Below are 19,761 nucleotides of genomic sequence, written 5' to 3'. Positions count from 1 at the left end.
GGGTGGTGGCGTTTTTCGCGCCGTGTTCTTCCAGGCCGAAGGCGGAGTGGAGAAATGGGAAAGGAGAAACCTCACTTCGGCATCTCCTTGATTTGTGTGCCTTCATTTTTCGCTTTTTTACTGGCTTTGATCCATCGTTCAGGAATGCCCAGAATTAGAACCACCACGATCAATGCCACAACGCTCACATACCTGAGGAGAAGGAACGGGTCCTCAAATTTAAGCTCAAGAACGTGGTTTCCGGCGGTAAGTGCGACTTCAATAAGGCCGAACTCCTCGTTTTTCTTTATTTCGACTTCTTTTCCATCAACGTATGCCTTCCAGTGTGGATAGTAGTTCTCGCTAACGATGACTGTAGAGGAGCGCGAGAGGTTGAAGCCCAGCTTTATGTAACAATCCTCCATCTCAATAATGGCGTAGGAAACCTTCGGCGGCTTGATGTAGTCCTTTAAAAGCTCCCTAATGATCTCTGCCTCATACTCGTTGCCGGTATAAGCCGAGTGGTATGGCAGGTTTAGGCCGATGAAGTAAACTCTACCGGAGCCGTAATCTTTATACCCGAGCATGGCATAGTTCCCGAGCTTTATCAGGGAGATTAGATCGCCTTCGTAGGCTGTGGCGGTCCACGGCTGGCCTTCGTAGGTGAAATTCGAGAAGGCAGAGACGTTGTAGATAGAAGAGCTTAAGTTTGCCCTTCCGAGAATCCTGACTATAACCGACTTCACACCGAAGCGGGTTGCCTCGGCGTCTGGACTTAGAAAAGTGTTCAGCACGAGAGTTCCACCGTTTTTAACGTATTCCTCAAGATCGACCCAGACCAGAGGATCGCGGTACTTGTAAGCGTTGAGGATTACTACGGAGTACTCGTTCAGCCTGTCTGCGTAGTCGTCCACGTATTCGGCCTTTTCATAAGAAACTCCCAGATCAAAGGGCCAGCTTCCAACAACGAGGACGCTTGATTTTGGCTGGAGGAAGGTGAAGTTGCTCCAGCGGTAGAGGTGGAACGAACCGGAGGAATAGACCTCCTCAAAGCCGAAGTCCTTCAGGTTCTTCACTATGGCGCTGTAACCCTTGTAGTGTTCGTCCGTTAGGATGTACTTTATGGAATATGCTCTGAGGGCCTTCTCAGCGAAGCCGGGTTCATTTTCGATGGCATAGTTGAGGTAGCTGTGCTGGGGATAGGCTGGGTCTCCCTGCCGGTACCACCCTTCGAGGGCGGGTTTACCAGCAAGAGCAGGTGCCCAGGACACCCTCGAGCCCTGGGTTATTTCAAGGCCCGCTTGGTAGAACCTCCAGCCTGTCGAGTTGTCGTTTCCCATATAGTTAAGAACCGCAAGGTAATCACCGGGAAAGTCCTCGGCCTTTAATGAATCGGTTTGAAGCCTGACGTCTGATAGGGATAGGATAACGAGAAACACGAGGAAAATCCCCACCACTATGCTTTTTCTAGCCGCATTGATTTCGATTTTCTGAGAGAGGGACTCACCAAGAACCTCGAAGAGAACCCCCATTCCAATTGCACCGACGAGCGAAAGGCTGTCGAGCCATCTGTACGGAGGAATCATGTTGAGAAGGGGAAGCCTGTTTAGAAAAGGCGTGGGGCCGTAATAGCCAAGCGAAAGCAGTAGGGCTGTAAGAGAAGCCCCAAGCAGGCCCGCTCCAAGCGCTTTCTCAGGCTTCTCCCGCTTCAGTAGGAGAAGTACAACACCAGCAATTCCCAGATAGAAAGCCACTCCCTGGTAGAACGACCATGGGGAGGTGGGAAATAGAAAGTCTTCCAGCTTAACGCTCTGGAACTTAAAGAGGTACTCAATGCTATTCTCATTCAGAAAATGAGCGTTGTTCTTTTCCAGCAAAAACGGAACAACCCAAAAGGCCGAAATTGAGAAAGCGACGGTACTAGCTATGGCGGTTTTGATGGCTATCCCCCTGATATTCTCCTTTCGCGTTATCCAGAGGTAGGGTATCATGAAGAGCGCGGGCAGGCCAAAGCTCACGAAGAGCGTATGGTGTGTAAGTCCCACAATGGCCAGGAACAGTCCGGAGAGTATGGAGTATTTCCAGTTTCTGCGGGTTACATAGAGGAACGCCAAAAGGAACAGGGGTGCAACGTTCAGGGCAACGAATCTTGGAAAGTTCCCCTCAGGCGCGAGAACCCTCAGGTGGTAGATAGAGAACGCATAGACGATTCCAGCCAGATAAGATGAAGCGTCAGAAAAACCAAGCTCCCTGAGGAGAAGCCTCGCGGAGATTGCCCCAAGGAGGATCGAGAACAGCACGGTGAACTTGTACCCGAGAACTGTAGACGAAGTTATTTTTCCAAAAAATACACCGATGAAGTATGCAAGCGGCGGGTAAAACCGGAGGAACGGATAACCACCGTACCAGTCCGCAATCCAGGGCTTGTAGCCATGTATGAGCTTCCAGATTTTGAAGAGGTGACCATAAGAATCGCCGCCCCATGAGGGAGGATAGCCGGGGGAGAGGAAGCCCCTTAACACCACCAAGGAGAGGAGAAAAACAGACAGTATAAAAGGAATCTCTCGAAGTTTAGTGCTCCTGATTTTAAGCATATGCTCACCAGTTTAATCCAACTATTGAAGAGAGATAGTCAAAGATTGGCTCAAGGAAGGGGAACTCAGGAACCTGCGCGCTGTCAACAACTTCTGCTCCACTCTTGCCGTCATCGGTACCGGCGAGTCCCCAGACAAAGAAGTCGTCCTGACCGTCTTCAAAGTCTTCGCTTATCGTTCCCTCCGAATAGGTGTACTCAACGTTGTCTATAAACATGTCGAACTCCTTTCCCCCACGGAAAATTCCCGCCGCAGCGATGTAGCGTATGTTCCCGGGAGGTGCATCAGGCTCCGTGTATACCTTATTGTCATCTATGTAGTACACCAGCTTTTTTACCTTCCCCCGTTTGTTATAGACGACCTCAATCCTGTAAGTATGTAGGGATGACCCATCGACGTTAGTATCTTTGACCGGAGTGTCCGAGGAGGGATCACCCGTGTTGGAGAAGATAACCACCGTCCCGTTTCTCCAGAAAAAGCCCCATGCATATCCACTGTCATCAATCACTGCCATGATAGCTACGTATTGGTCTCCCGTATTATAATTGGTCACTATGGCATCCCACTGGATATTTAGAGGTTTGTCATTTCCGACATATCTATACACATAGTAGGAGCTCTCCAAACTGTGGTCCCAGACGTGGAGCATCTTCCCACTTATCTGGGCACCGCTAACGTTGTTTAACCCTGCGAGAACGAGGATGAGGGTGACTCCAATGATACCCGGTCTCGCAAACTTCATCCTCACCATCGCCTCCAAAAATTATTCGACTTTCGCTTTTATAACATATTTAGTCAGTTCTTCAAACGGGTTAGGTTTCCCTAATCCCCTAATTGGATAGTACCAAGCTAAAATATTTAAATCTTTCTCCCCAAAAATAGGTAAAAATTCTCAAAATTTGGGGGATTTCCCGGAAGACCTCAAACCAAGCAAAAATGCATTGGCTATGAGGAAGACAACAAGTAGGAACAGCAGGATTGGCCCAATTGTATAATGAAACGTATTGAAGGCACCCTTCCCAAATCGGTGGTAGAGATAGATAGAAAAGAACACACGGAAGATGTTTGCGATGTATAAGGTTGAAACTCCAAAGAGCCACTCAAGGGGTTTCTTCTTAAGTCCGGGGAGGAAGAGGTAAATCAGGGTGTAAAGCGTCATGCTAAAGGTTCCGCTACACTGCCAGGTTATTTCAAAGGATATCCTGTCCGTGGGGAGATATACCTGCTTTCCAATGAGGTAGTTGTCTATCCCAAAAGTTCCGAGCAAGAGATGGATATTAGATGCCTCAATCCTCGTGAGGGGCTTCCCCACCGCGAAGCCAATCAACAATGTTACTACCGGAAACACCGTGAGATAGACTATCAGTACCAGAATGTTCTTTCTCTCCTGAGACAGATTTAATCGCCTCATACACCCCATCCTCCCGTTTCCTTACGAGACCGTACTCCTCCATTGTGGTGAGGTTGTGATGAACCGTCGACTTGCTCACACCGAGTAACCGGGAGAGCTCACTCACCCCCATCGGTCTCTCAATTATGAGTTCATAAATCCTTTTCCGTGTCTTGTTCTCGAGCAGGAAGAGCTTGATGGCTTCTTCCTTTTTCCCGATTGGGTGAAATACGATTGTATTGCCGACATTCGTCTCCTCAAGGAGCTTTGCCCTGGTAAGGACACGTAAGTGCCACTTTGCGTTTGTTCTTGATATCCCAAAGGTCGAAACCACGTCGATGAGAGTTGAGTATCCCTTGGCTTTTATGTACTCGTATATTCCCCGTCTTGTACTGTTCTGCAGAACCTCCGCGGGGGGCGTGAGGAAGCGGCCGATAACGATTACGGGAAATGACTTGATCAGCTCTCTAAACCTTTGTACATGCGGATTGTTCGAAGTCGCCGCGTATCCAGCCAAAACTGCCGCTCCAAGGGCGCCACCCACCAGAAGGGCCCGTGAAGAACCGGGGCGAGAGTAGTGGTCTATCAGGGAAACAACAAACTCCACCACCCCAGGATTGCTGGTGTCCAGATAGTAGGCCGTTGGATTGATTCCTACCACAACAAGCTTTCCCTTTCCGAGGGAAATCTCAGTAACTATCTGCATTCCCCCCGAATCAAGGAGAACCTTCGAGTTTCTTGCACGTACAATAACGAGCCCATATCTGTCGGAATCGTACCCAAACTTTTCAAACTTAAGAAGGCCGTTAGGTTCAATCGGGAGTATTCCCACAGTTGTATAGTTCAGCTGTATCCCGGCGAATTCCAGAATCCTTGGATTTACCTTTTCGACTGCCCTCAGTGTGTTCAGCCCGACTATAACCGTTTTTCCTTTCTTAGCCTCACCAATAAGATTCACTGGAAGGTCTTTGTCACTCCCGTTCAGAAAAGCATAGTTTACGTCGAGTGCAACTATCAGGTTTCCCGATGGTTCCTTGCTGAGGAGGACTCCAGTACGGTTCGAAATGGCGTTGTAAAGCGGAATGTCCCCCGGATCGGAAGCAACGTAAACCACCGTAAAGGCAACAACAGGTGGTAAAAGAGTGAAGAGTGCAACCACAATAAGCGCGAAGAAGTGTGATGCCCTCACCATTCCTGATCCACCCCCCTGAGAAACCTCAACGTTGCATCTAGTTTTGCCAGGGAGAGCAGAGGGTTGTAGAGGAGGTAGTATAGAAAGATCGCAGGGAAGTTTCTCAAAGCTCTCCTTGGACTTCTTTCAATGGCCACCACAACGGTGCTCATAAATATGGCCGGCAGATACTGGGTAGAGATGACAACGAGGAACAGAAACGCCATAACGTCCGGAGGCAGGTTTATGTCGGTTATGGCAATTCCCAGAAAGTGCCTGGAGAGGACGATAAGGGGTAGGAGAATCATCCCTATGATCTGAAGAACCGCCAGAACGTACTCCAGCAGAATTAGGTGAAGAAACATGAAGAGGCCCTTCTCCCCGTATTTCCTATTCAAAATAAGGTCATGGTGCTTACTCAAAACCTGAAGACCGCCGTAGTACCACCGTATCCTCTGACGGTACAGCCTTTTCCAGCTCATTTCCGGCTCGGTGTATACGATGGCTCCGGGCTCAAAATTTGAGTCAAGCCCTACCCTGAAGGCTATAACCGTGAGGTCAAAGTCTTCAGCCAGAGTATCCTTTGGAAGTGCGGGTAGGGATTTTATAAAATAGCTCTTAAAAGCTGAGAAAGCGCCGGAAACAACGAGTAACCAGCCAAGGTAACCCTGGACTCTTCTCCCCACTTCAAATGAATGCAGGAACTCTATCTCTTGGAATTTCTCGAGCAGGCTTCCAAACCGCTGCTCTATCCTTATCACCCCAGTTGAAATCCCAATGAAGGGGCGTTCATACAGGCTCTCGACGATCCTCCTCAAGGAGTACCCGTTCCCAAAATACGAATCGGCATCCATCGTTAGTACAACCTCTCCATTCGCAGATTTTATTCCATCCTCCAGAGATTGAGCTTTTCCAAGGTTTTTTTCGTGTCGGATTATCTTCACCCCGTATTTCGATGCTATCTCAGATGTTTCATCCTGGCTTCCGTCATCAACGATTATGACTTCAACGAGTTCACGAGGGTAATCCTGATACTCAACACTCTCGATGAACCTCTCTATATTCATCGCCTCGTTGTGGGCGGGCACCACAATCGACACTGTAGGATAGAAGCGGGGGAGTTTGATAAGCCCCTCATTCGACCGGTAGTAAAGGTAGAAGATGAAATAAGCACTGTAAAAGAGTATGATAAAAGCCCCGGTGAGGTAGAAAAGGTAGCGGACGAAGGAGTAAACAGAGTATCTGTCGACTTCAGACCCGAAAACTACGAGAACTGACTTCCAGCTGGCCCACTGGAGAAAGGAATATTCCAGATAGACCACATACGCGGAGACTATATAAGCAGAGAGATACGAAAAAACCTTTCTCCTCATTCCTCAAACCACCTCGAAAGGGCTCTGGTGGGGTATACTTCGTAGTCGAAGGGCATTTTTCGTATCTCAACAACTCCATACCTAGACATCTCCCTGAGCAGCTCAAGGACTTCGTAGGGAGGCATGTTTGAGGTGCGAGCTAGGTCAAGTATGGTAATCCCTGGATGAGAGGCTATTTTCTCCATGAGGCGTGGATACCGCTTTATCATCCATGCCGCAACGCCCTCGGCCTCAAGACCGTGGAGGGTTATAAGATAGTCCTTCTCGCCAAGCCGGGAGATATCCAGCATGCTGATCGTTCTCTTCAGCTTAAGGACGGCCACACAGAACTTTAAGCGACGGGCTTTCTCCCCCATCTCTTCTGCCAGTTTGGATATGGTAACCCCTCTCATCACGGAGATAGCTTCAAGGAGGTGTTTACACCTTTTTCTTTTCTTAATGCGGCCCCAGAAGGGCACCAGTGGAGCCACAAAGAAAACTGTAAGATCTACGGGCAGGAAGCCAAGATACGCAGGAAGTTCGAGGAAGATAAAGGCAATTAGCCCAAGGGTAAGCGGATGAAGCAGAACTCTCTTCAAAAGGATCAACGTCTTCTTAGCAGTACCCACAGTGGGAGGATTCTTTCTCTCTTTCAAGGCTTCGCTAGAAATCGCCAGATAAACCTCGAGGAAAGAATGGTCTACCTCAACATAGGCTTTTATCGGGTTAAATGTCATCAGGACGGCAACACCAGAACCATAGTGGTTCATCGTTACGGCGGGGTTTCCGTTCTTATAAGCTGCAATAACCTTTGCGCCCGCTGTTCTGACAACTACTTCTTGGTAGGTGTCGTTATAGGGGTAAACCTTACCGCCAAACACTATGTCCCAATCCTCCCCGTCCTCAACTGGTCTCTCCACACGCAGTATCTTGACCCCAAAGACATTGTCCAGCTTTCTGCTCCAGCTCTGGGAGTAGGTGTTGAGGCCAACAACGAGGACACCGCCGCTCCCAACGTACTCCGCCAGCGTCTCTATCTCCCCTTCATTCAGCCTTCCACCCTCTGTCCACTGGACGTTGAGGTCGAGAATCCATATTTCATCGTATTTGGAAAGATACAGAATATCGGATAGGAGAGAGCGATCATCTGGAAGGTCTTTGCCGAGGTAAAGGATGTCAACGTCATCCCCGAAAGAATTCGCCAGTGTAACGTCTTCCAAGTCGCTGCACACAAACAGAATTTTAGGGTTCTGATTCTGAGGGGAGTTTGAGGTAACCGGGCCAGCAGAAATAAGCAAGATTACCAGCGTTATTGTCATAGTGATTTTCAGGTTCAACCATCATCCCCTGTCCAATTTTACTTGTGCCCTTTAAATGGATAACCTTCAAGAGCTTCGCCAAAGTTTGAAGAAAAAACTAATTAAAAGCTCACTTTGGCATCTCCTTGATGTGGACATCCAGCTGCGGGAAGGGTATCTCTATTCCCTCCCTCACGTAGGCCTCGTAGATGCCCCTGGTGAGGTCTCCCTTGACCCCCCAGAAGTCCTCTGTTTTAACCCAAGCCCTCAGCTGGAGGTTTATTGACGAGTCCGCAAGCCCAGTTATCACAACACTCGGAGCCGGGTCTTTGAGAACCTTCGGGTGGTTCTCCATAAGCTCCATCGCTATCTTTATCGCTCTATCGAGGTCAGTTCCGTAGGCGACGCCGACGTTGACGTCAACTCTCCTCGTGGGCATCCTGGTGTAGTTGGTTATTACGCTCCCCCACACGAGCTTGTTGGGGATTGTTATGAGCGTGTTGTCGGCCGTTAAGAGCTCGGTGCTCATTATGCCCACGGCCCTAACTGTTCCGGTCTTTCCCGCTACCTCAACGACCTCACCCATGTCAATAGGCCTTAGAGCGGCTATCCACACGCCGGCTGCGAGGTTCGTTAGCGTGTCCTGCATGCCAAAGCCCAGGATTAAGCCTATAACTGCTGACAGGCCGAGCACAACCGAGCCAACCTCAATGCCTAAGGCCCTCACCGCGAGCAGTAGCACCGCCACGTAGAGGAGGGCGCTGAGAAACCTTCCGAGGAACTCGACGACGAGCTCCGGGAGCTTCGTCTTCTTCAGACCCCTCTTGAAGGAGGCCGTGATGACCTTTGCCACGATGTAGCCCACTGTAAGTATTGCTATCGCGGTTATCACCTGCATCGGGGTAACTCCCACGTAGGGGAGCGGTTTATCAAGAGCTGCCACCTTCAATCACCCCCTTAGCAATTTGCGTTTGTTATATTTAACACTTGCTTCTGCTTAAAGCATTGTTAGTCAGTTCTTCGAACTAAGACGAAAAAGTTAAAATCATGAGGAACGAACTCTCAAAGGGATATCATTGGAGAGCGGGAGTTTTACCCCTGAGGACCTTGAGGTAATACTCGATAAACTCAAAAAGCTGGACGAAAAGTCCCTGTTAGCCTACTGGATCAAAGGAGAGCACGATGAGGCTGAATTCTACGAAAAGCTGGCTCAGAGGGCAAAGGAACTCGGCCTTCCCGAATCCCTGGTGGAGACCTTCATCATCCTCTCAAAGGAGTCGAAGGAGCACGGAGACACACTAAGAAATATATTCCTCCGGAATTACGGAGAAGAGCCCATTCCACCTGATTTACCCCCTATCGAGGTTGCACCACTTCTGGATAAATTCGAAAGGGCCGAGGACGTTTTTGAGGTGCTTAAACTTGCAATGGAGAGTGAACTGCTGGCGAAGAAACTATACACGCACCTTGCCGAGAACGAGAAAAGGGAAGAGTTCAAAAAAATCTACCTGATCCTCGCGGCGGTGGAAAGTTCCCACTACGAGAGGCTAAAGGGCGAGTTTGAAATACTTAAAAAGCTAAAGAGAAGGAAAAATCCCATGGGCTCACTCCTTGTACTTGGCTATGAGCTCCGCTAAGAGCCTGTGGTGTTCTTCTTCGTTTTTAACGAGTGCTTCCGCTATTCCCTTGAAGAGAGGATGCGTCATCTTCTCGGCCATCTTTTTGTATGTTTCTATCATGTCCTTTTCAATTTCAAGGTGCATCTCGGCAAACCTTTTCACAAGAAGAGCCTGTTCCTTAGTGGGTTCTATTTCCATCGGCTCTTTTACATGTTCATAACCTTTTCTAAATTTCTCAAGCTCCTTTTGAGCCTCGAGAATGGCCTTCATCAGGTGTTTGTGGATTATTGTATCAACGGCTATCCGCGTTATAACCGCCTCCGCGGCGGTATACTTCAGCCCCTGACCCCTAATCTTTGCCAATCCTTCGGTATAACTCTTGGCCGCCTTGTCCTCAACTTCGGCAGCCTTTTTAACAAGAGGATCTACCATAGGAATCACCAGTTTATAATATGGTATTTGAAAGTTATATACCTTTCCCATTATAGCGTCAGAGAAGTGCCAGTAGCTCCTTTAAAAGTCTCGAATGCTGAAGTAAACTTTCCCCAATTAGTTTGAAAATCATGTCTTCTAAGGGAGTTTTTGGTTTTAATTTTTCAAAAACTTCAAGTTCCGCGTTGTTGACCTCAATCAACCTGAACACTATCCCTTTAACGGTAGCTTTCTTTTCTTCGGGAAGGTTCTCTGGAAAGGGTTCCGCATAAAAAAGGGCCTTCCACTCTGCAAGCTCCTCTCTTCCCATTCTGACTGCTGGAACCTTTTCCTTATAACACATTCCCCCCAGATTGTACACCTCAACGTTCTCCACAACACTCTCTTTCCAGAATTTTTCCAAAACTCTCTCTATTTCCATTTCTGCTTTAGGGAGCTCTTTTAACAATTTTTCTTGAAGGACAAGATCAAAATAAAGTGATAAAAGTTCCTCCGTTGGTAATTCTTCTAAGAGTCTCCTGAAGTTGTTCTTTAGTTCTCCGATATCTTTTTGGATGTTCTTTTCCATTAGTTTTCCTCCAAAAAAATAAGAAAGAAGATCATTCGAGGACTACAATTGCCTCCGGGCTCTTTATTCTTACTGCGAGGGCTTCACTTGCTAAAAACGCTACTTCTTCCCCTTCTGGTCCGAGCTCTTTTAGGTCTGCATCTTGGCCAATGACAACGTCAAGAACTGCCGGGGTGTTTGCGAACACGATTACTTTGTTTTCGTCAATGCTTGGAGTTACCAGTATGCCACCCTTGAAAACTTCCTTCAAAACCTCTATGAGCATTCTTCCACCTTTCTCGTGAACCCTTAACAGCTTGGCATATCTCTTTGGATGTATTATTACTCCAAATGGCCCTGCAGAGGCCTTTGATGCTTCTTGGAGAGCGTTCATAAGATCGCTCAGAGCTTCTTCTGTATTATCCCAAGAACCAAGCTTCAGCTTCTTTACACCTTCGTTTGAGAGTATCTCCTTTATTACAAGGGCCTCTTCGTCCTTAACGAGCAGTTCGCCCGCTTTTACCGCTATTGCAGGATCGTAGGTTTTATCGCTTAGTTCTCTCAGTCCAACGTAGAACTTCTTTGTGAGCATCGGAATTGGCTTGTACTCCTGCTTAACTACCTTTACTCCGTCTCTAAAGCTTATAATGTCCACCCTGAATGACTGACCGCTTATCTTTGTTTTTGGAAGTGAGTGGAGAAGTGTTCTCCCCTTTTCAATTGCATCTAGAAGGGCCTCCCTCAAAATCTTGAGATACCCATTTTCTTCCGTTTCATTCTCCTCCAATGGGTCGAGTTCGGTTTTAATTCCTGTTAACTCCTCAACCTCCCCAAATCCACCTTTGAGTTCGTTGATCTGCTCTGGGTCTAAGCTTAACAGAAGAGCCATAAATTCTCCAACATGGGCTTTTTCTTCCCTTGCAACATCCAAGAATACCTTTTTGAACCTTTCATCCTCCGTAAACCTTGCCATCTGTTCATAGAGGTTTATGGCATCAAGTTCAGCTATTGTTGCCAACCTTAGGGCTTCCATAAGTTCTTCCTTAGAATAGGGCCTATCCCTATTTATCAGGGTCGGATTTATTGCCAGCATTTAAACCACCGTTTTAATGTTCGACTTTCATGTTAATAAGGTTTTCCAAAGAAAATAAAAGGGATGTTAATTCAAAACTCACTTCGTTTTCAAAAACTTTGAGACGTAGGGGCTTTCCCCCGGTCTGCTTCTCCTGAAATGGCCGCTCGGCTTTCCGGTTAAGAGCTCCTCGAACCATGCTTCATGTTCTATTTCCTCATGCAGGATAGCAAGTGCAAGGTCATAGGTTCTTGGATCCTTTCCGAGTGTGTAGTTTTTTCCGTTGAGGGGGAAACGAGGGTTGAGATCAACACAGAACCTCATGTGAATTTGATTGAAAATGGTGAAATAGTCGATCTTACCGACCCGGAGATTATCGAACTGATCAAAGAAAAGCTAAGAAAAGAAGTAAAGCTTGTTAACGTTCTAATTAAGGGCGGATGAACCTCTTCAATCAACCTCAAGGCTGAAATCTTGGTAATCCATCCATATGCCCGTCTTCATGAGGGAGTCGTACTGTGCCTTCAAAAGCTCATAGTGTGCCTTTTCAACTTTTGCCAGCTCGTTAAAGATTTTCCTAACGTTTTCATCCTCAGCTCCTTCCGCCGCTTTTTCATAGAACTCCCACGTAAGCTTTTCCTGCTCCATCCCCAGTTCTACAGCTTTAACCTCGCTAAGCTCTCCCTCATACTTCGGGGTAAGCTTTTCCAAAAGTTCCTCGTCAACCTGAGGCATTTCTGGTTTTTGAAGGAGCTTTTCTACAAACTTCTTCTCAAAAACATCCCAGTGTTCAGCCTCTTCCCCCGCCAAAAAGAGGAACATCTTTTTTGCCCTCTCATCCCTTGCCTTTTTGGCCATCTCTATGTAAAATCTTAGCTCCGCTTTTTCAACCTCCAAAGCGAGTGCGAGAGCATTGATTTCCTTCATCCCATCACCTGTTTAAATTTGGTTTTCTGGGGATATTAACTTTTTGATCTCTTCAAGCACTTCTTTCGCGTGCCCTTTGGCTCTAACTTTTATCTTCTTCCAGACTATCTCTCCCTCTGGGTTAAGTATGAAGGTGCTCCTTATTGCTCCCTCATATTCCTTACCGTAAAGTTTCTTCTTTCCCCAGGCTCCAAGAGCTTTGTGGAGCTCGCCATTTGGGTCGCTGAGAAGCTTAACTTTAAGTCCATGCTTCTCTTTGAATTTTCTGTGAGTTTCTGGGGGATCTCGGGAAACTCCTATAACTTGAACTCCAAGTCTTTCGAATTCTTCAATAAGCTCAGTGAACTCCTTTGCCTCTGTTGTACAGCCAGGAGTGTTATCTTTCGGATAAAAATACAGCACAGTGTATTTTCCTTTCACAAACTCCATCAGAGGAGCTTCTTTTCCTCCTTCATCTATAACTTTAATATCGAGATAGCTCATGCGATCACCAAAATTATTAGGGCATCCTAATTCATAAACTTTTCTCACAAGGCTTTTTAAGGAAAGCCGGGTAAAAATTTCCGGGGATATGCCATGAAGATTGTAAAAATTGAAAATCCGCCCTTCTTCAAGGAAGAACTCCTCAGATTTGTCTTCAGAGTCTACCAAGGAACAAATGGAGCTTATCCCGCATTGGAGTGGGTGAAAAACAAACCATCCCCTGATGATTTTGAAGGCTTTAAAAGAGTTTATGGGCCTTTTCTTGAATTTAGGCTTAAGAAAGAGTTTGATGAGCTCTATGCCCTTCGCGACGAGGATGGAAAACTAATAGGCACTGTTGCTTTGGTGTACAATCTTGATGGCAAAGAAGCATGGTGGGTGCCCGAGGAGATAAAGGATGAAAAGACAGGCCTCATAGAGTTCTTTATGGTTGATCCAACATACAAAGGAAAAGGCTATGGCTCAAAGCTTTTGGAATTTGCAGTTGAAAGGCTTAGGGAGCTCGGAAAAGAAGCATATGTGATAACCTTTCCGCATCTTGAGGCTTACTCATACTACCTTAAAAAGGGCTTCAAAAAGCTCATGGATTACAAAGAGTTCGTTGTGCTGAAAAAAGAGAGTTAAAGGACGTAGAGATAAAGTGCAAGCAGTATTTGAAGGGATAAGAGTAAAACTGCAGAGAGCGCTATTAGCTTGTGTGTATTTCTCTTTATCTTCCTCCTCCAGAACAGCCTCCCGCTCATAGCCGCAAAGAGGACGTATGAGTATACAAAAAGCCCAAATCTTCCATGGATTGAGGGCACGCCTCCGGCGATGTATAGCATGTAAGCTACACCAATTGTCAGCAATCCCACAGCGGAATACACAAAGAAATGATGCCACCTTCGTTTATGCTTTCTGGCGTAGTAAATTCCCAAGAGAAAGAAAAGGAGTGAGATAATCTGCATCACTGCGTGTATCTGGAATGGCTCCACTGGAATCACCCGTCGAGCTGTAGCTCCCCATAACCTCTCGCTATGTTGTGCTTGGTCGTGAAGTCATCCACGTCAGCGAGAGCAAAGATGAAGCTTATTTTCTGCCCGGGAGTAAAGGCTTTATCGTACTGGTCGCCCGTGTTGAGTTTCCTTTTGAATTCTATTATCGTAACCCCGTTCTCCTCTTTTCCGGCATACTCAAGGATATCACTACTTCCGCCAAGCTTCTCATCGGGTGGATGCGGGCCATAAGTTCCGGTGGAATAAGCATCGATCACAACGGTGTTGCCGTCTTGAACCCATCCAAAAACCATATCCGCATCCTTCATCTTGTCAGTGGGTTCAAATCCTATAGCCACCCAACCACTAGTCTGCCCCTTAAGGGCCATGTAAAGGTAAGTGCCGTCGTTTCTCCAGTAAACGGTGAGTTTTCCTCCGGCGAGTGAGAGCTCATGGGCGTACTCGTTCTCATCGATGATGCCATTGGCCCTCCATTCTCCGAGCTGAATAGGAGTTCCACTTTGAGCTGTTTGGGTTGTGGAAGGGCTTCCGTTGCCCCCGGTGCAACCGCTTAGAAGCACTATTCCAACAAGGAACAAAACAACAAAACCGAGTTTTTTCAAATCTTTCATGCAGTGTCACCTGATTGTATTTTGTCTAAGTTGTTTTAAGATTTTTTGAGACTTCTCATAGGGGCCCTCGCCGGATACTGCTTGCGCCTAAGGGCGTGAGCCAAGAAGAGTACAACGCCCTCCAAAAGCAGGCGAAAAGCCTCGAAAATCAGGTCAGTGACCTTCAGGGGAAAGTTAACCAGTACGAAGGGCAGATAAGCGACCTCAAGGGACAAATAAATGACTATGAAAAGCAGGTAAACGACCTAAAAGGACAGGTATGAGGCTCTTTGGAGTCTCCTTCGTCTCCATAGTCCAGAGGGCAAGTATGGGATTTGAGAAGGAAGTTGCGGGCCCTTTGAGAAGGTTAAACTGTACTCAGTTTCAAGGATGTGAGGGATTGAAGGAAGCTCTACAATAAGAAAAGAAGGTTAAAAAATCAGAAGTTGAAGTTTATGTCCTTCATGAGCTGGTCGTAGAGTTCCTCTTTATAGACATCGGGGTACTGCATCATGTAGTCGTAGTGCTTCTTAAGGATGTTAAAGTGTTGCCTCTCCATATCGGCAAGCATGTTGAGCAGAACTTTGGTTTTTTCATTTGTTGCATACTTTGCAAGCTCGTTGTAGAGCTTTTCACTCACAAGCTCAGCTTCCATGGCTATCTCGTAAATTTCGTCAAGGTTGATATCTGGTTTTTTAATGGCTTCACTCATTTTTTCTGCAATAACTTTGAACTCTCCCATTATTTCAATTTCGATCTGTTTTGGTTCTTCTTCGCTCCCCTTAAACTTCTCGGCCATTTTCTCCACTATCTGTCTGTGCTTGTCTTCTTCCTTAGCCAGAAACAGGAGCTCGTCTCTAATAATATCGCTCTTTACAAGCGAAGCCATCTTTTCATATGCCTCTTTTGCTTTTATTTCGGCATTTACGGCAATTTCAAAAACTTCCTTATCCGTTATCTTCATAGAAACCACCGGTTATATATTCTCGTTAAAGTTATTAACGTTTTCGGAACTTTGGTGATTCGTTCTTTGGAAAGTTTTTGGAAGGTAAAATTTCAGTTTGGTTAGATAAAACCTTTTATATGTATGTGCAATAGTATATATTGGTGATTACAAATGGACAAACTTGTCCATGACAAAATTTTTGATGAGATATACAGGATTGGCGAAGATGGTGTCCCCGAATTTAAGACCTACGCCGCTGGGGAGTGGGTCTTTGGAGAAAGTTTTTCCGATATTAGGAGCCCTATAGATGGCAGCATTATAGCAAGGGTTTCAAGGCTCAGCAAGGAACAAATCGAGGAAATTCTTTCCACAGTTTATGAAAAAGGAAGAGAAGAAATAAGGAACTATCCCGGAGAAAAGAGAATAGAAAGCTTCTTAAAAGCAGCACAATTAATGAGGGGGGCCTTTGACGACTTCGTAAGAGTTCTAATCCTCGATGCCGGCAAGCCAAAGAGCAATGCAACTGGGGAAACAAAAGCCACCATTGAAAGGCTCGAAAAAACTACCTTTGAGTCAAGGAGAATGCTTGGCGATTACATCCCCGGAGACTGGAGTGAAGAGACCCTCGAGAGTGAGGGAATAGTCAAGAGGGAACCGTATGGAGTTATCTTGGCAATAAGTCCCTTCAATTATCCGCTGTTCATCTCTGCCACAAAGGTAATACCCGCCCTTCTCAGTGGAAATGCAGTGCTGTTAAAACCTGCATCTGCAGATCCTCTTGCGGCACTTCTCTTCATCAGGGTCTTAGAACTTGCGGGCTTCCCTAAGGAGAGCTTTGCCCTCCTAACAATACCCGGAAGATTCATGGATGATGTGGTAAAGGACAATCGTATAAGGGCCATAACCTTCACCGGAAGCACAGAGGTTGGGGAGCACATAATAAAAACCGGCGGCATAAAAGCCTACCACCTTGAGCTTGGCGGCAAAGACCCTGCGATAGTTTTGGATGATGCGGATTTAGAGCTTGCGAGTGAAAAAATCATTAAGGGCATGGTGAGCTACTCCGGTCAGAGATGCGATGCAATAAGGCTCATCTTAGCTCAGGAAGAAATCTATGAAGAGTTAAAAGCAAAGATTCTCGAAAAGCTGAAAGAGATAGAACCCAAAAACCCCTTAGAGGATGAAAACGCTGTAATGGGACCCCTTATTGACAAACATTCTGCGGATTATATTGAAGAGATTTACAAAGACGCCATAGAGAAGGGAGCGAAGCCTTTGACCGGATTCAAAAGGGAGGGCAACTATGTGTGGCCAGTACTCCTTGAAGTGGACAAAGAGAAGGTTAAAGAGCTTAGGGCTTTTCAGGAGGACGTCTTTGGTCCCCTCACCCTACTTATCAAGGTCAAGGATGAAGACGAGGCAGTTGCCATAGCTAATTCTTCCCGCTTTGGACTGGATGCCTCTGTTTTCAGCGAGTGCGAGAGGAGGGCAAGGAAGGTCGCGAGAAAGCTTGAAGTTGGGAGCGTCTTCATCAACGAGTACCCGAGGCATGGCATAGGCTACTACCCCTTTGGAGGCATGAAGGACAGCGGTGTGGGAAGAGAGGGCATAGGCTACTCTGTCGAGCAGCTTACGACGACAAAAACGATAGTCCACAACTTCAAGGGCTACGGTGTCTGGGAGTACCTTTGATTTTCTCCCCTCTTTTGTTTTGAACTGAAAACTTTATAAGTTCGAAGATTTAATCCTTTAATGCAAATTTTAAGGTGATGGCCATGAGCGAGGAGTTGGTTTTCAAAGTTTTAAAAGAAGCAGGAAGACCCTTAAAAAGCGCTGAAATAGCTGAACTGGCTGGAATTGACAAGAAAGAGGTAGATAAAGTCATTAAAAAGCTCAAAAAGGAAGGAAAAATAATTTCTCCGAAGAGATGCTATTATGCTCCCGCCGAGTGATTTCCGTTTATTTTATTAACCCCTAAGCTTTTACATTTTTGGTGGGCAAGATGGAGGAAATGCTCAAACTGGCGGGTCAATTTTACGAGGACGAATACAGAGATTCGGTTCTCTATGCTTCCTTGAGTAGAGGGGAAAAAGACCCAAAGCTGAAAGAAGAATTTTTAAGGCTATCTCATATAGAATCCAATCACGCAAAATTCTGGCACGACTTTTTGGCCAAAAGGGGCAAAAAACCTGAGAAAATAAAGATAGGCAGGCTTGGTTTCTTTTCTGTAAAACTGCTTAGAAAGCTTTTGGGGCCGGGAACCGTTGTTTCTCTGCTTGAAATGGGGGAAAACTCGGCTATTAAAAAGTATTCCAGCTTTCTGACAAAATACAAGCTTAGCGATGAAGAGAGGGAGGCAATTTCTAAAATAATCTTGGATGAACTTGAGCATGAGCGCTTTTTCTATGAGAGCAAGAAGCGCCTTCATGTAGAAAACATAAGGGATTTTGTCCTTGGAATGAACGATGGTCTCGTAGAGCTTTTGGGGGCAGTTACGGGACTTTCGGCAGTTTACATCCACAATCCGAAAATAGTGGGAATTAGCGGCTTGATAGTTGGAGTCGCAGGAGCACTTTCAATGGGGATAGGGGCGTTTATATCCGTCAGGTCTCAGAGGCAGGTGAATGAGAGTGTAAAGCAGAGAATGGAAGTGCTTTTCAAAGTTTCTCCGGAGAGAGCAAAGGAAGAGCTTATAGAGAGGCTTTTGGAGAGCGGTATGCCGGGGGAGGTTGCTAAAGAAGTTGCGGAAAAGCTCTCTTCCAATGAAAACGCAATGATAAATCTTCTTGTGCAAGAAAGCAATGAAAATGAACTCCGTTCGGCCCTTTATACTGGCTTGGCTTATCTAACCGGGGTGGCTTTTCCGGTATTGCCATATTTCATGGCTTCCTCTTCTTTATTAGCCCTACCTTTCTCGATTCTCTTGGCTGGAACTGCTTTGGCCATAGTTGCAAGCGTAATCTCCGTACTTTCGGGAATTTCAATAAAGAAGAAAGTCCTTGAGATGGTCTCTACCGGATTGGGGGCCGCTTTCCTGAGTTATATTTTTGGAAGGCTAATGGAAAACCTTTTCCACATTTCAACTCTCTGAGCTAGCTATGAACACTGGGACTCCAGAGACTTCGCCGACAAGCCCTCTGATTCCATAAACTTTCTCAAAAATTTCAGACCTTAGAATTTCCCTCCCTCCATCCGCTATTATTCTACCATTTTTCATGAAAATAAACCTATCAGCAAAACGTAGAGCTAAGTTAACATCGTGCATAACCGCTATCGGGACTTTGCCCACTTTTGCGAAGTCTTTGGCTATCTCCATAACTTTAAGCTGGTTCTTTGGGTCAAGATTGTTTGTTGGTTCGTCCATGAGTAGTATCTCTGGTTCTTGTGCTAGGGCTCTGGCGATGCTTACCTTTTGCAGCTCTCCTCCACTCTTCTTGAGGATTTCATTAACGATTCTAATGTCCTTTTCTGAAGGATTAAAGCCCATATATAGCCTCCTGCCCAAAAGAACGATATCAAAAACCCTCATAAATCCGGGATTTACGCTCTGTGGAACATACCCTAAGAATCATGAGTATTGTGTTCTCTCTCCATGTTGCCCCTCCTAAATCCCCAAAGCCCCAGTAGACCATCGCCGCCAGTTGGAGTTCGTCCGCAAAGTACTGGACAAGACTTCCAGTCGAAAGATTGATTCTTCCGAATCCTCCAAACTGTTCGGCAAGTGTTTCGTATACTGGTTTGCCCACTAAAAATTCATAAATATCGTTTGCCGTCTTTATGGGGTCTACATCTTTAAAGCTCTCTGGATAAAGGACCTTTCCGATGAAGTAGGCATCTGCAAGGGCAGTTCCTATGCTGGTTGCGTAGCTCTGTACGTTTTAATAAGTCCTCTTGGAGAGATTTAATGAAGGTGATAACCTCCTGAGCTCTTTTTTCTTTTCCAAGGATTTTACCTGCGAGCTGTAAAGATTTAAAGAGCAGTTGTCACTTGTCCATAGCTTAATACAACAACGGGTATTCCCGTTTTTTCTTGGATATCTTGAGCTGTCTTAGCATCTACATAGGTCGTGAAAATTACATCTGGCCTTAGATTAACCAACGCTTCTAAGTTAGGAAGCTTTCCTGGACCCCCGGGCCCAATACTGGGAAGTTCTCCAAGTTCTGGATGTGCTGGAATGTATGCTCTGCCGTATCTGTGAAGTTTTTCAAAATCCTCAACTCCAACGATTTTGTCACTGGCGTTATTCGCTCAACATTGCCAGAACTTTGACTTCTCTTCCAATGAGGTCTTTTACCGTTACTGTTCCTTTGACGCTACTGTTAGGGTAACTTTGGTATGTCACATCTTGGAGCCATTGAGTAATAT

At 46.1% G+C, this 19,761-nt stretch carries 21 protein-coding genes and 4 pseudogenes; 6 read left to right on the top strand and 19 right to left on the bottom strand.

The window, feature by feature from the left end:
• Positions 1 to 71: 71 nt before the first annotated feature.
• The 7 genes from ADU37_RS09515 to ADU37_RS09485 all read right to left on the bottom strand — a co-directional run bounded on the left by ADU37_RS09515 (position 72) and on the right by ADU37_RS09485 (position 8,727).
• Positions 72 to 2,573, bottom strand: a complete 2,502-nt coding sequence (locus tag ADU37_RS09515; RefSeq protein ID WP_082663052.1) for a 6-pyruvoyl-tetrahydropterin synthase-related protein — start codon at positions 2,571 to 2,573, stop codon at positions 72 to 74.
• A 4-nt stretch (positions 2,574 to 2,577) separates the two neighbouring features.
• On the bottom strand, positions 2,578 to 3,324 hold the full coding sequence (locus ADU37_RS09510) for a hypothetical protein (protein WP_144433254.1): 747 nt from the start codon (positions 3,322 to 3,324) through the stop codon (positions 2,578 to 2,580).
• 141 nt (positions 3,325 to 3,465) lie between these two features.
• Positions 3,466 to 3,921 carry an archaeosortase family protein ArtF gene (artF, locus tag ADU37_RS09505; protein WP_394325713.1) on the bottom strand — a complete coding sequence of 152 codons (456 nt, stop codon included), beginning with the start codon at positions 3,919 to 3,921 and terminating at the stop codon, positions 3,466 to 3,468.
• The gene (locus tag ADU37_RS09500) at positions 3,860 to 5,155 is read right to left on the bottom strand and encodes a helix-turn-helix domain-containing protein (RefSeq protein WP_238981964.1); all 1,296 of its coding nucleotides are present in this window, start codon (positions 5,153 to 5,155) and stop codon (positions 3,860 to 3,862) included. The genes artF and ADU37_RS09500 overlap by 62 nt, the downstream gene beginning before the upstream one ends.
• Positions 5,149 to 6,507, bottom strand: a complete 1,359-nt coding sequence (locus ADU37_RS09495; RefSeq protein WP_058947354.1) for a glycosyltransferase family 2 protein — start codon at positions 6,505 to 6,507, stop codon at positions 5,149 to 5,151. Before ADU37_RS09495 ends, ADU37_RS09500 begins: the two co-directional genes overlap by 7 nt.
• Positions 6,504 to 7,823, bottom strand: a complete 1,320-nt coding sequence (locus tag ADU37_RS09490; protein ID WP_238981963.1) for a beta-galactosidase trimerization domain-containing protein — start codon at positions 7,821 to 7,823, stop codon at positions 6,504 to 6,506. The genes ADU37_RS09495 and ADU37_RS09490 overlap by 4 nt, the downstream gene beginning before the upstream one ends.
• Before the next feature lie 91 nt (positions 7,824 to 7,914).
• Positions 7,915 to 8,727: a mechanosensitive ion channel family protein gene (locus tag ADU37_RS09485; RefSeq protein ID WP_058947353.1), complete on the bottom strand. Its 813-nt coding sequence runs from the start codon at positions 8,725 to 8,727 to the stop codon at positions 7,915 to 7,917.
• 133 nt (positions 8,728 to 8,860) lie between these two features.
• Here ADU37_RS09485 and ADU37_RS09480 point away from each other — a divergent pair, with 133 nt between their 5' ends.
• On the top strand, positions 8,861 to 9,421 hold the full coding sequence (locus ADU37_RS09480; protein WP_058947352.1) for a ferritin family protein: 561 nt from the start codon (positions 8,861 to 8,863) through the stop codon (positions 9,419 to 9,421).
• Here ADU37_RS09480 and ADU37_RS09475 read toward each other — a convergent pair.
• From ADU37_RS09475 to ADU37_RS09450, 6 genes and pseudogenes are all read right to left on the bottom strand, one after another.
• Positions 9,389 to 9,835: a ferritin family protein gene (locus ADU37_RS09475; RefSeq protein ID WP_058947351.1), complete on the bottom strand. Its 447-nt coding sequence runs from the start codon at positions 9,833 to 9,835 to the stop codon at positions 9,389 to 9,391. The genes ADU37_RS09480 and ADU37_RS09475 overlap by 33 nt on opposite strands.
• A 58-nt stretch (positions 9,836 to 9,893) precedes the next feature.
• On the bottom strand, positions 9,894 to 10,403 hold the full coding sequence (locus ADU37_RS09470; protein ID WP_058947350.1) for a hypothetical protein: 510 nt from the start codon (positions 10,401 to 10,403) through the stop codon (positions 9,894 to 9,896).
• A 31-nt stretch (positions 10,404 to 10,434) separates the two neighbouring features.
• Complete coding sequence (locus ADU37_RS09465) at positions 10,435 to 11,475, bottom strand: encapsulin (RefSeq protein WP_058947349.1); 1,041 nt, start codon at positions 11,473 to 11,475, stop codon at positions 10,435 to 10,437.
• A gap of 78 nt (positions 11,476 to 11,553) precedes the next feature.
• Positions 11,554 to 11,730, bottom strand: a pseudogene (locus tag ADU37_RS09460) (DNA protection protein DPS); the annotation flags it as partial.
• 174 nt (positions 11,731 to 11,904) lie between these two features.
• On the bottom strand, positions 11,905 to 12,381 hold the full coding sequence (locus ADU37_RS09455) for a ferritin family protein (RefSeq protein ID WP_058947347.1): 477 nt from the start codon (positions 12,379 to 12,381) through the stop codon (positions 11,905 to 11,907).
• A gap of 12 nt (positions 12,382 to 12,393) precedes the next feature.
• A complete protein-coding gene (locus tag ADU37_RS09450) occupies positions 12,394 to 12,864 on the bottom strand; it encodes a peroxiredoxin (protein ID WP_058947346.1) in 471 nt (156 codons plus the stop codon).
• 93 nt (positions 12,865 to 12,957) lie between these two features.
• On the opposite strand from ADU37_RS09450, the gene ADU37_RS09445 reads away from it, so the two are divergent.
• On the top strand, positions 12,958 to 13,488 hold the full coding sequence (locus ADU37_RS09445) for a GNAT family N-acetyltransferase (RefSeq protein WP_058947345.1): 531 nt from the start codon (positions 12,958 to 12,960) through the stop codon (positions 13,486 to 13,488).
• On the opposite strand, the gene ADU37_RS09440 is transcribed toward ADU37_RS09445, so the two are convergent.
• Both ADU37_RS09440 and ADU37_RS09435 read right to left on the bottom strand, forming a co-directional pair.
• Complete coding sequence (locus ADU37_RS09440; protein ID WP_058947344.1) at positions 13,485 to 13,838, bottom strand: hypothetical protein; 354 nt, start codon at positions 13,836 to 13,838, stop codon at positions 13,485 to 13,487. The two genes, ADU37_RS09445 and ADU37_RS09440, sit on opposite strands and share 4 nt — an antisense overlap.
• A gap of 5 nt (positions 13,839 to 13,843) precedes the next feature.
• Positions 13,844 to 14,470 (bottom strand): DOMON domain-containing protein, encoded by a 627-nt coding sequence (locus ADU37_RS09435; protein WP_058947343.1) that lies wholly within the window; start codon positions 14,468 to 14,470, stop codon positions 13,844 to 13,846.
• Positions 14,471 to 14,565: 95 nt separating this feature from the next.
• Between ADU37_RS09435 and ADU37_RS11450 the strand changes: the two genes are divergently transcribed.
• Complete coding sequence (locus ADU37_RS11450; protein ID WP_158508494.1) at positions 14,566 to 14,733, top strand: hypothetical protein; 168 nt, start codon at positions 14,566 to 14,568, stop codon at positions 14,731 to 14,733.
• Between the two features lie 155 nt (positions 14,734 to 14,888).
• On the opposite strand, the gene ADU37_RS09430 is transcribed toward ADU37_RS11450, so the two are convergent.
• On the bottom strand, positions 14,889 to 15,413 hold the full coding sequence (locus ADU37_RS09430; RefSeq protein WP_058947342.1) for a ferritin family protein: 525 nt from the start codon (positions 15,411 to 15,413) through the stop codon (positions 14,889 to 14,891).
• A 153-nt stretch (positions 15,414 to 15,566) separates the two neighbouring features.
• On the opposite strand from ADU37_RS09430, the gene gapN reads away from it, so the two are divergent.
• The 3 genes from gapN to ADU37_RS09415 all read left to right on the top strand — a co-directional run bounded on the left by gapN (position 15,567) and on the right by ADU37_RS09415 (position 18,486).
• Complete coding sequence (gapN, locus tag ADU37_RS09425; RefSeq protein ID WP_058947341.1) at positions 15,567 to 17,087, top strand: NADP-dependent glyceraldehyde-3-phosphate dehydrogenase; 1,521 nt, start codon at positions 15,567 to 15,569, stop codon at positions 17,085 to 17,087.
• A gap of 83 nt (positions 17,088 to 17,170) precedes the next feature.
• Positions 17,171 to 17,347 carry an HTH domain-containing protein gene (locus ADU37_RS09420; protein WP_058947340.1) on the top strand — a complete coding sequence of 59 codons (177 nt, stop codon included), beginning with the start codon at positions 17,171 to 17,173 and terminating at the stop codon, positions 17,345 to 17,347.
• A 50-nt stretch (positions 17,348 to 17,397) separates the two neighbouring features.
• Entirely contained in the window at positions 17,398 to 18,486 is a 1,089-nt protein-coding gene (locus ADU37_RS09415; RefSeq protein ID WP_058947339.1) for a VIT1/CCC1 transporter family protein, read from the top strand.
• On the opposite strand, the pseudogene ADU37_RS09410 reads toward ADU37_RS09415, so the two are convergent.
• The 3 pseudogenes from ADU37_RS09410 to ADU37_RS11115 all read right to left on the bottom strand — a co-directional run.
• Positions 18,475 to 18,960: pseudogene (locus tag ADU37_RS09410) on the bottom strand (ABC transporter ATP-binding protein); the annotation flags it as partial. The gene ADU37_RS09415 and the pseudogene ADU37_RS09410 overlap by 12 nt on opposite strands.
• Before the next feature lies 1 nt (position 18,961).
• Positions 18,962 to 19,069, bottom strand: a pseudogene (locus ADU37_RS11700) (iron ABC transporter permease); the annotation flags it as partial.
• A pseudogene (locus ADU37_RS11115) lies at positions 19,064 to 19,638 on the bottom strand (ABC transporter substrate-binding protein); the annotation flags it as partial. The pseudogenes ADU37_RS11115 and ADU37_RS11700, both read right to left, overlap by 6 nt.
• Positions 19,639 to 19,761: the final 123 nt, after the last annotated feature.

The organism is Thermococcus sp. 2319x1, assembly GCF_001484685.1.
Lineage (GTDB): Archaea > Methanobacteriota_B > Thermococci > Thermococcales > Thermococcaceae > Thermococcus_A.
This window is presented reverse-complemented; position numbering and strand designations above follow the sequence as displayed.

Bases quoted from the DNA above. Each gene is read 5' to 3' on its own strand.
- ADU37_RS09495 (WP_058947354.1), bottom strand. From the start codon at position 6,507: ATGAGGAGAAAGGTTTTTTCGTATCTCTCTGCTTATATAGTCTCCGCG.
- ADU37_RS09515 (WP_082663052.1), bottom strand. From the start codon at position 2,573: ATGCTTAAAATCAGGAGCACTAAACTTCGAGAGATTCCTTTTATACTG.
- ADU37_RS09430 (WP_058947342.1), bottom strand. From the start codon at position 15,413: ATGAAGATAACGGATAAGGAAGTTTTTGAAATTGCCGTAAATGCCGAA.
- ADU37_RS09455 (WP_058947347.1), bottom strand. From the start codon at position 12,381: ATGAAGGAAATCAATGCTCTCGCACTCGCTTTGGAGGTTGAAAAAGCG.
- ADU37_RS09465 (WP_058947349.1), bottom strand. From the start codon at position 11,475: ATGCTGGCAATAAATCCGACCCTGATAAATAGGGATAGGCCCTATTCT.
- ADU37_RS09475 (WP_058947351.1), bottom strand. From the start codon at position 9,835: ATGGTAGATCCTCTTGTTAAAAAGGCTGCCGAAGTTGAGGACAAGGCG.
- ADU37_RS09415 (WP_058947339.1), top strand. From the start codon at position 17,398: ATGGAGGAAATGCTCAAACTGGCGGGTCAATTTTACGAGGACGAATAC.
- ADU37_RS09510 (WP_144433254.1), bottom strand. From the start codon at position 3,324: ATGGTGAGGATGAAGTTTGCGAGACCGGGTATCATTGGAGTCACCCTC.
- ADU37_RS09420 (WP_058947340.1), top strand. From the start codon at position 17,171: ATGAGCGAGGAGTTGGTTTTCAAAGTTTTAAAAGAAGCAGGAAGACCC.
- ADU37_RS09470 (WP_058947350.1), bottom strand. From the start codon at position 10,403: ATGGAAAAGAACATCCAAAAAGATATCGGAGAACTAAAGAACAACTTC.
- ADU37_RS09445 (WP_058947345.1), top strand. From the start codon at position 12,958: ATGAAGATTGTAAAAATTGAAAATCCGCCCTTCTTCAAGGAAGAACTC.
- ADU37_RS09450 (WP_058947346.1), bottom strand. From the start codon at position 12,864: ATGAGCTATCTCGATATTAAAGTTATAGATGAAGGAGGAAAAGAAGCT.
- ADU37_RS09500 (WP_238981964.1), bottom strand. From the start codon at position 5,155: ATGGTGAGGGCATCACACTTCTTCGCGCTTATTGTGGTTGCACTCTTC.
- ADU37_RS09435 (WP_058947343.1), bottom strand. From the start codon at position 14,470: ATGAAAGATTTGAAAAAACTCGGTTTTGTTGTTTTGTTCCTTGTTGGA.
- gapN (WP_058947341.1), top strand. From the start codon at position 15,567: ATGGACAAACTTGTCCATGACAAAATTTTTGATGAGATATACAGGATT.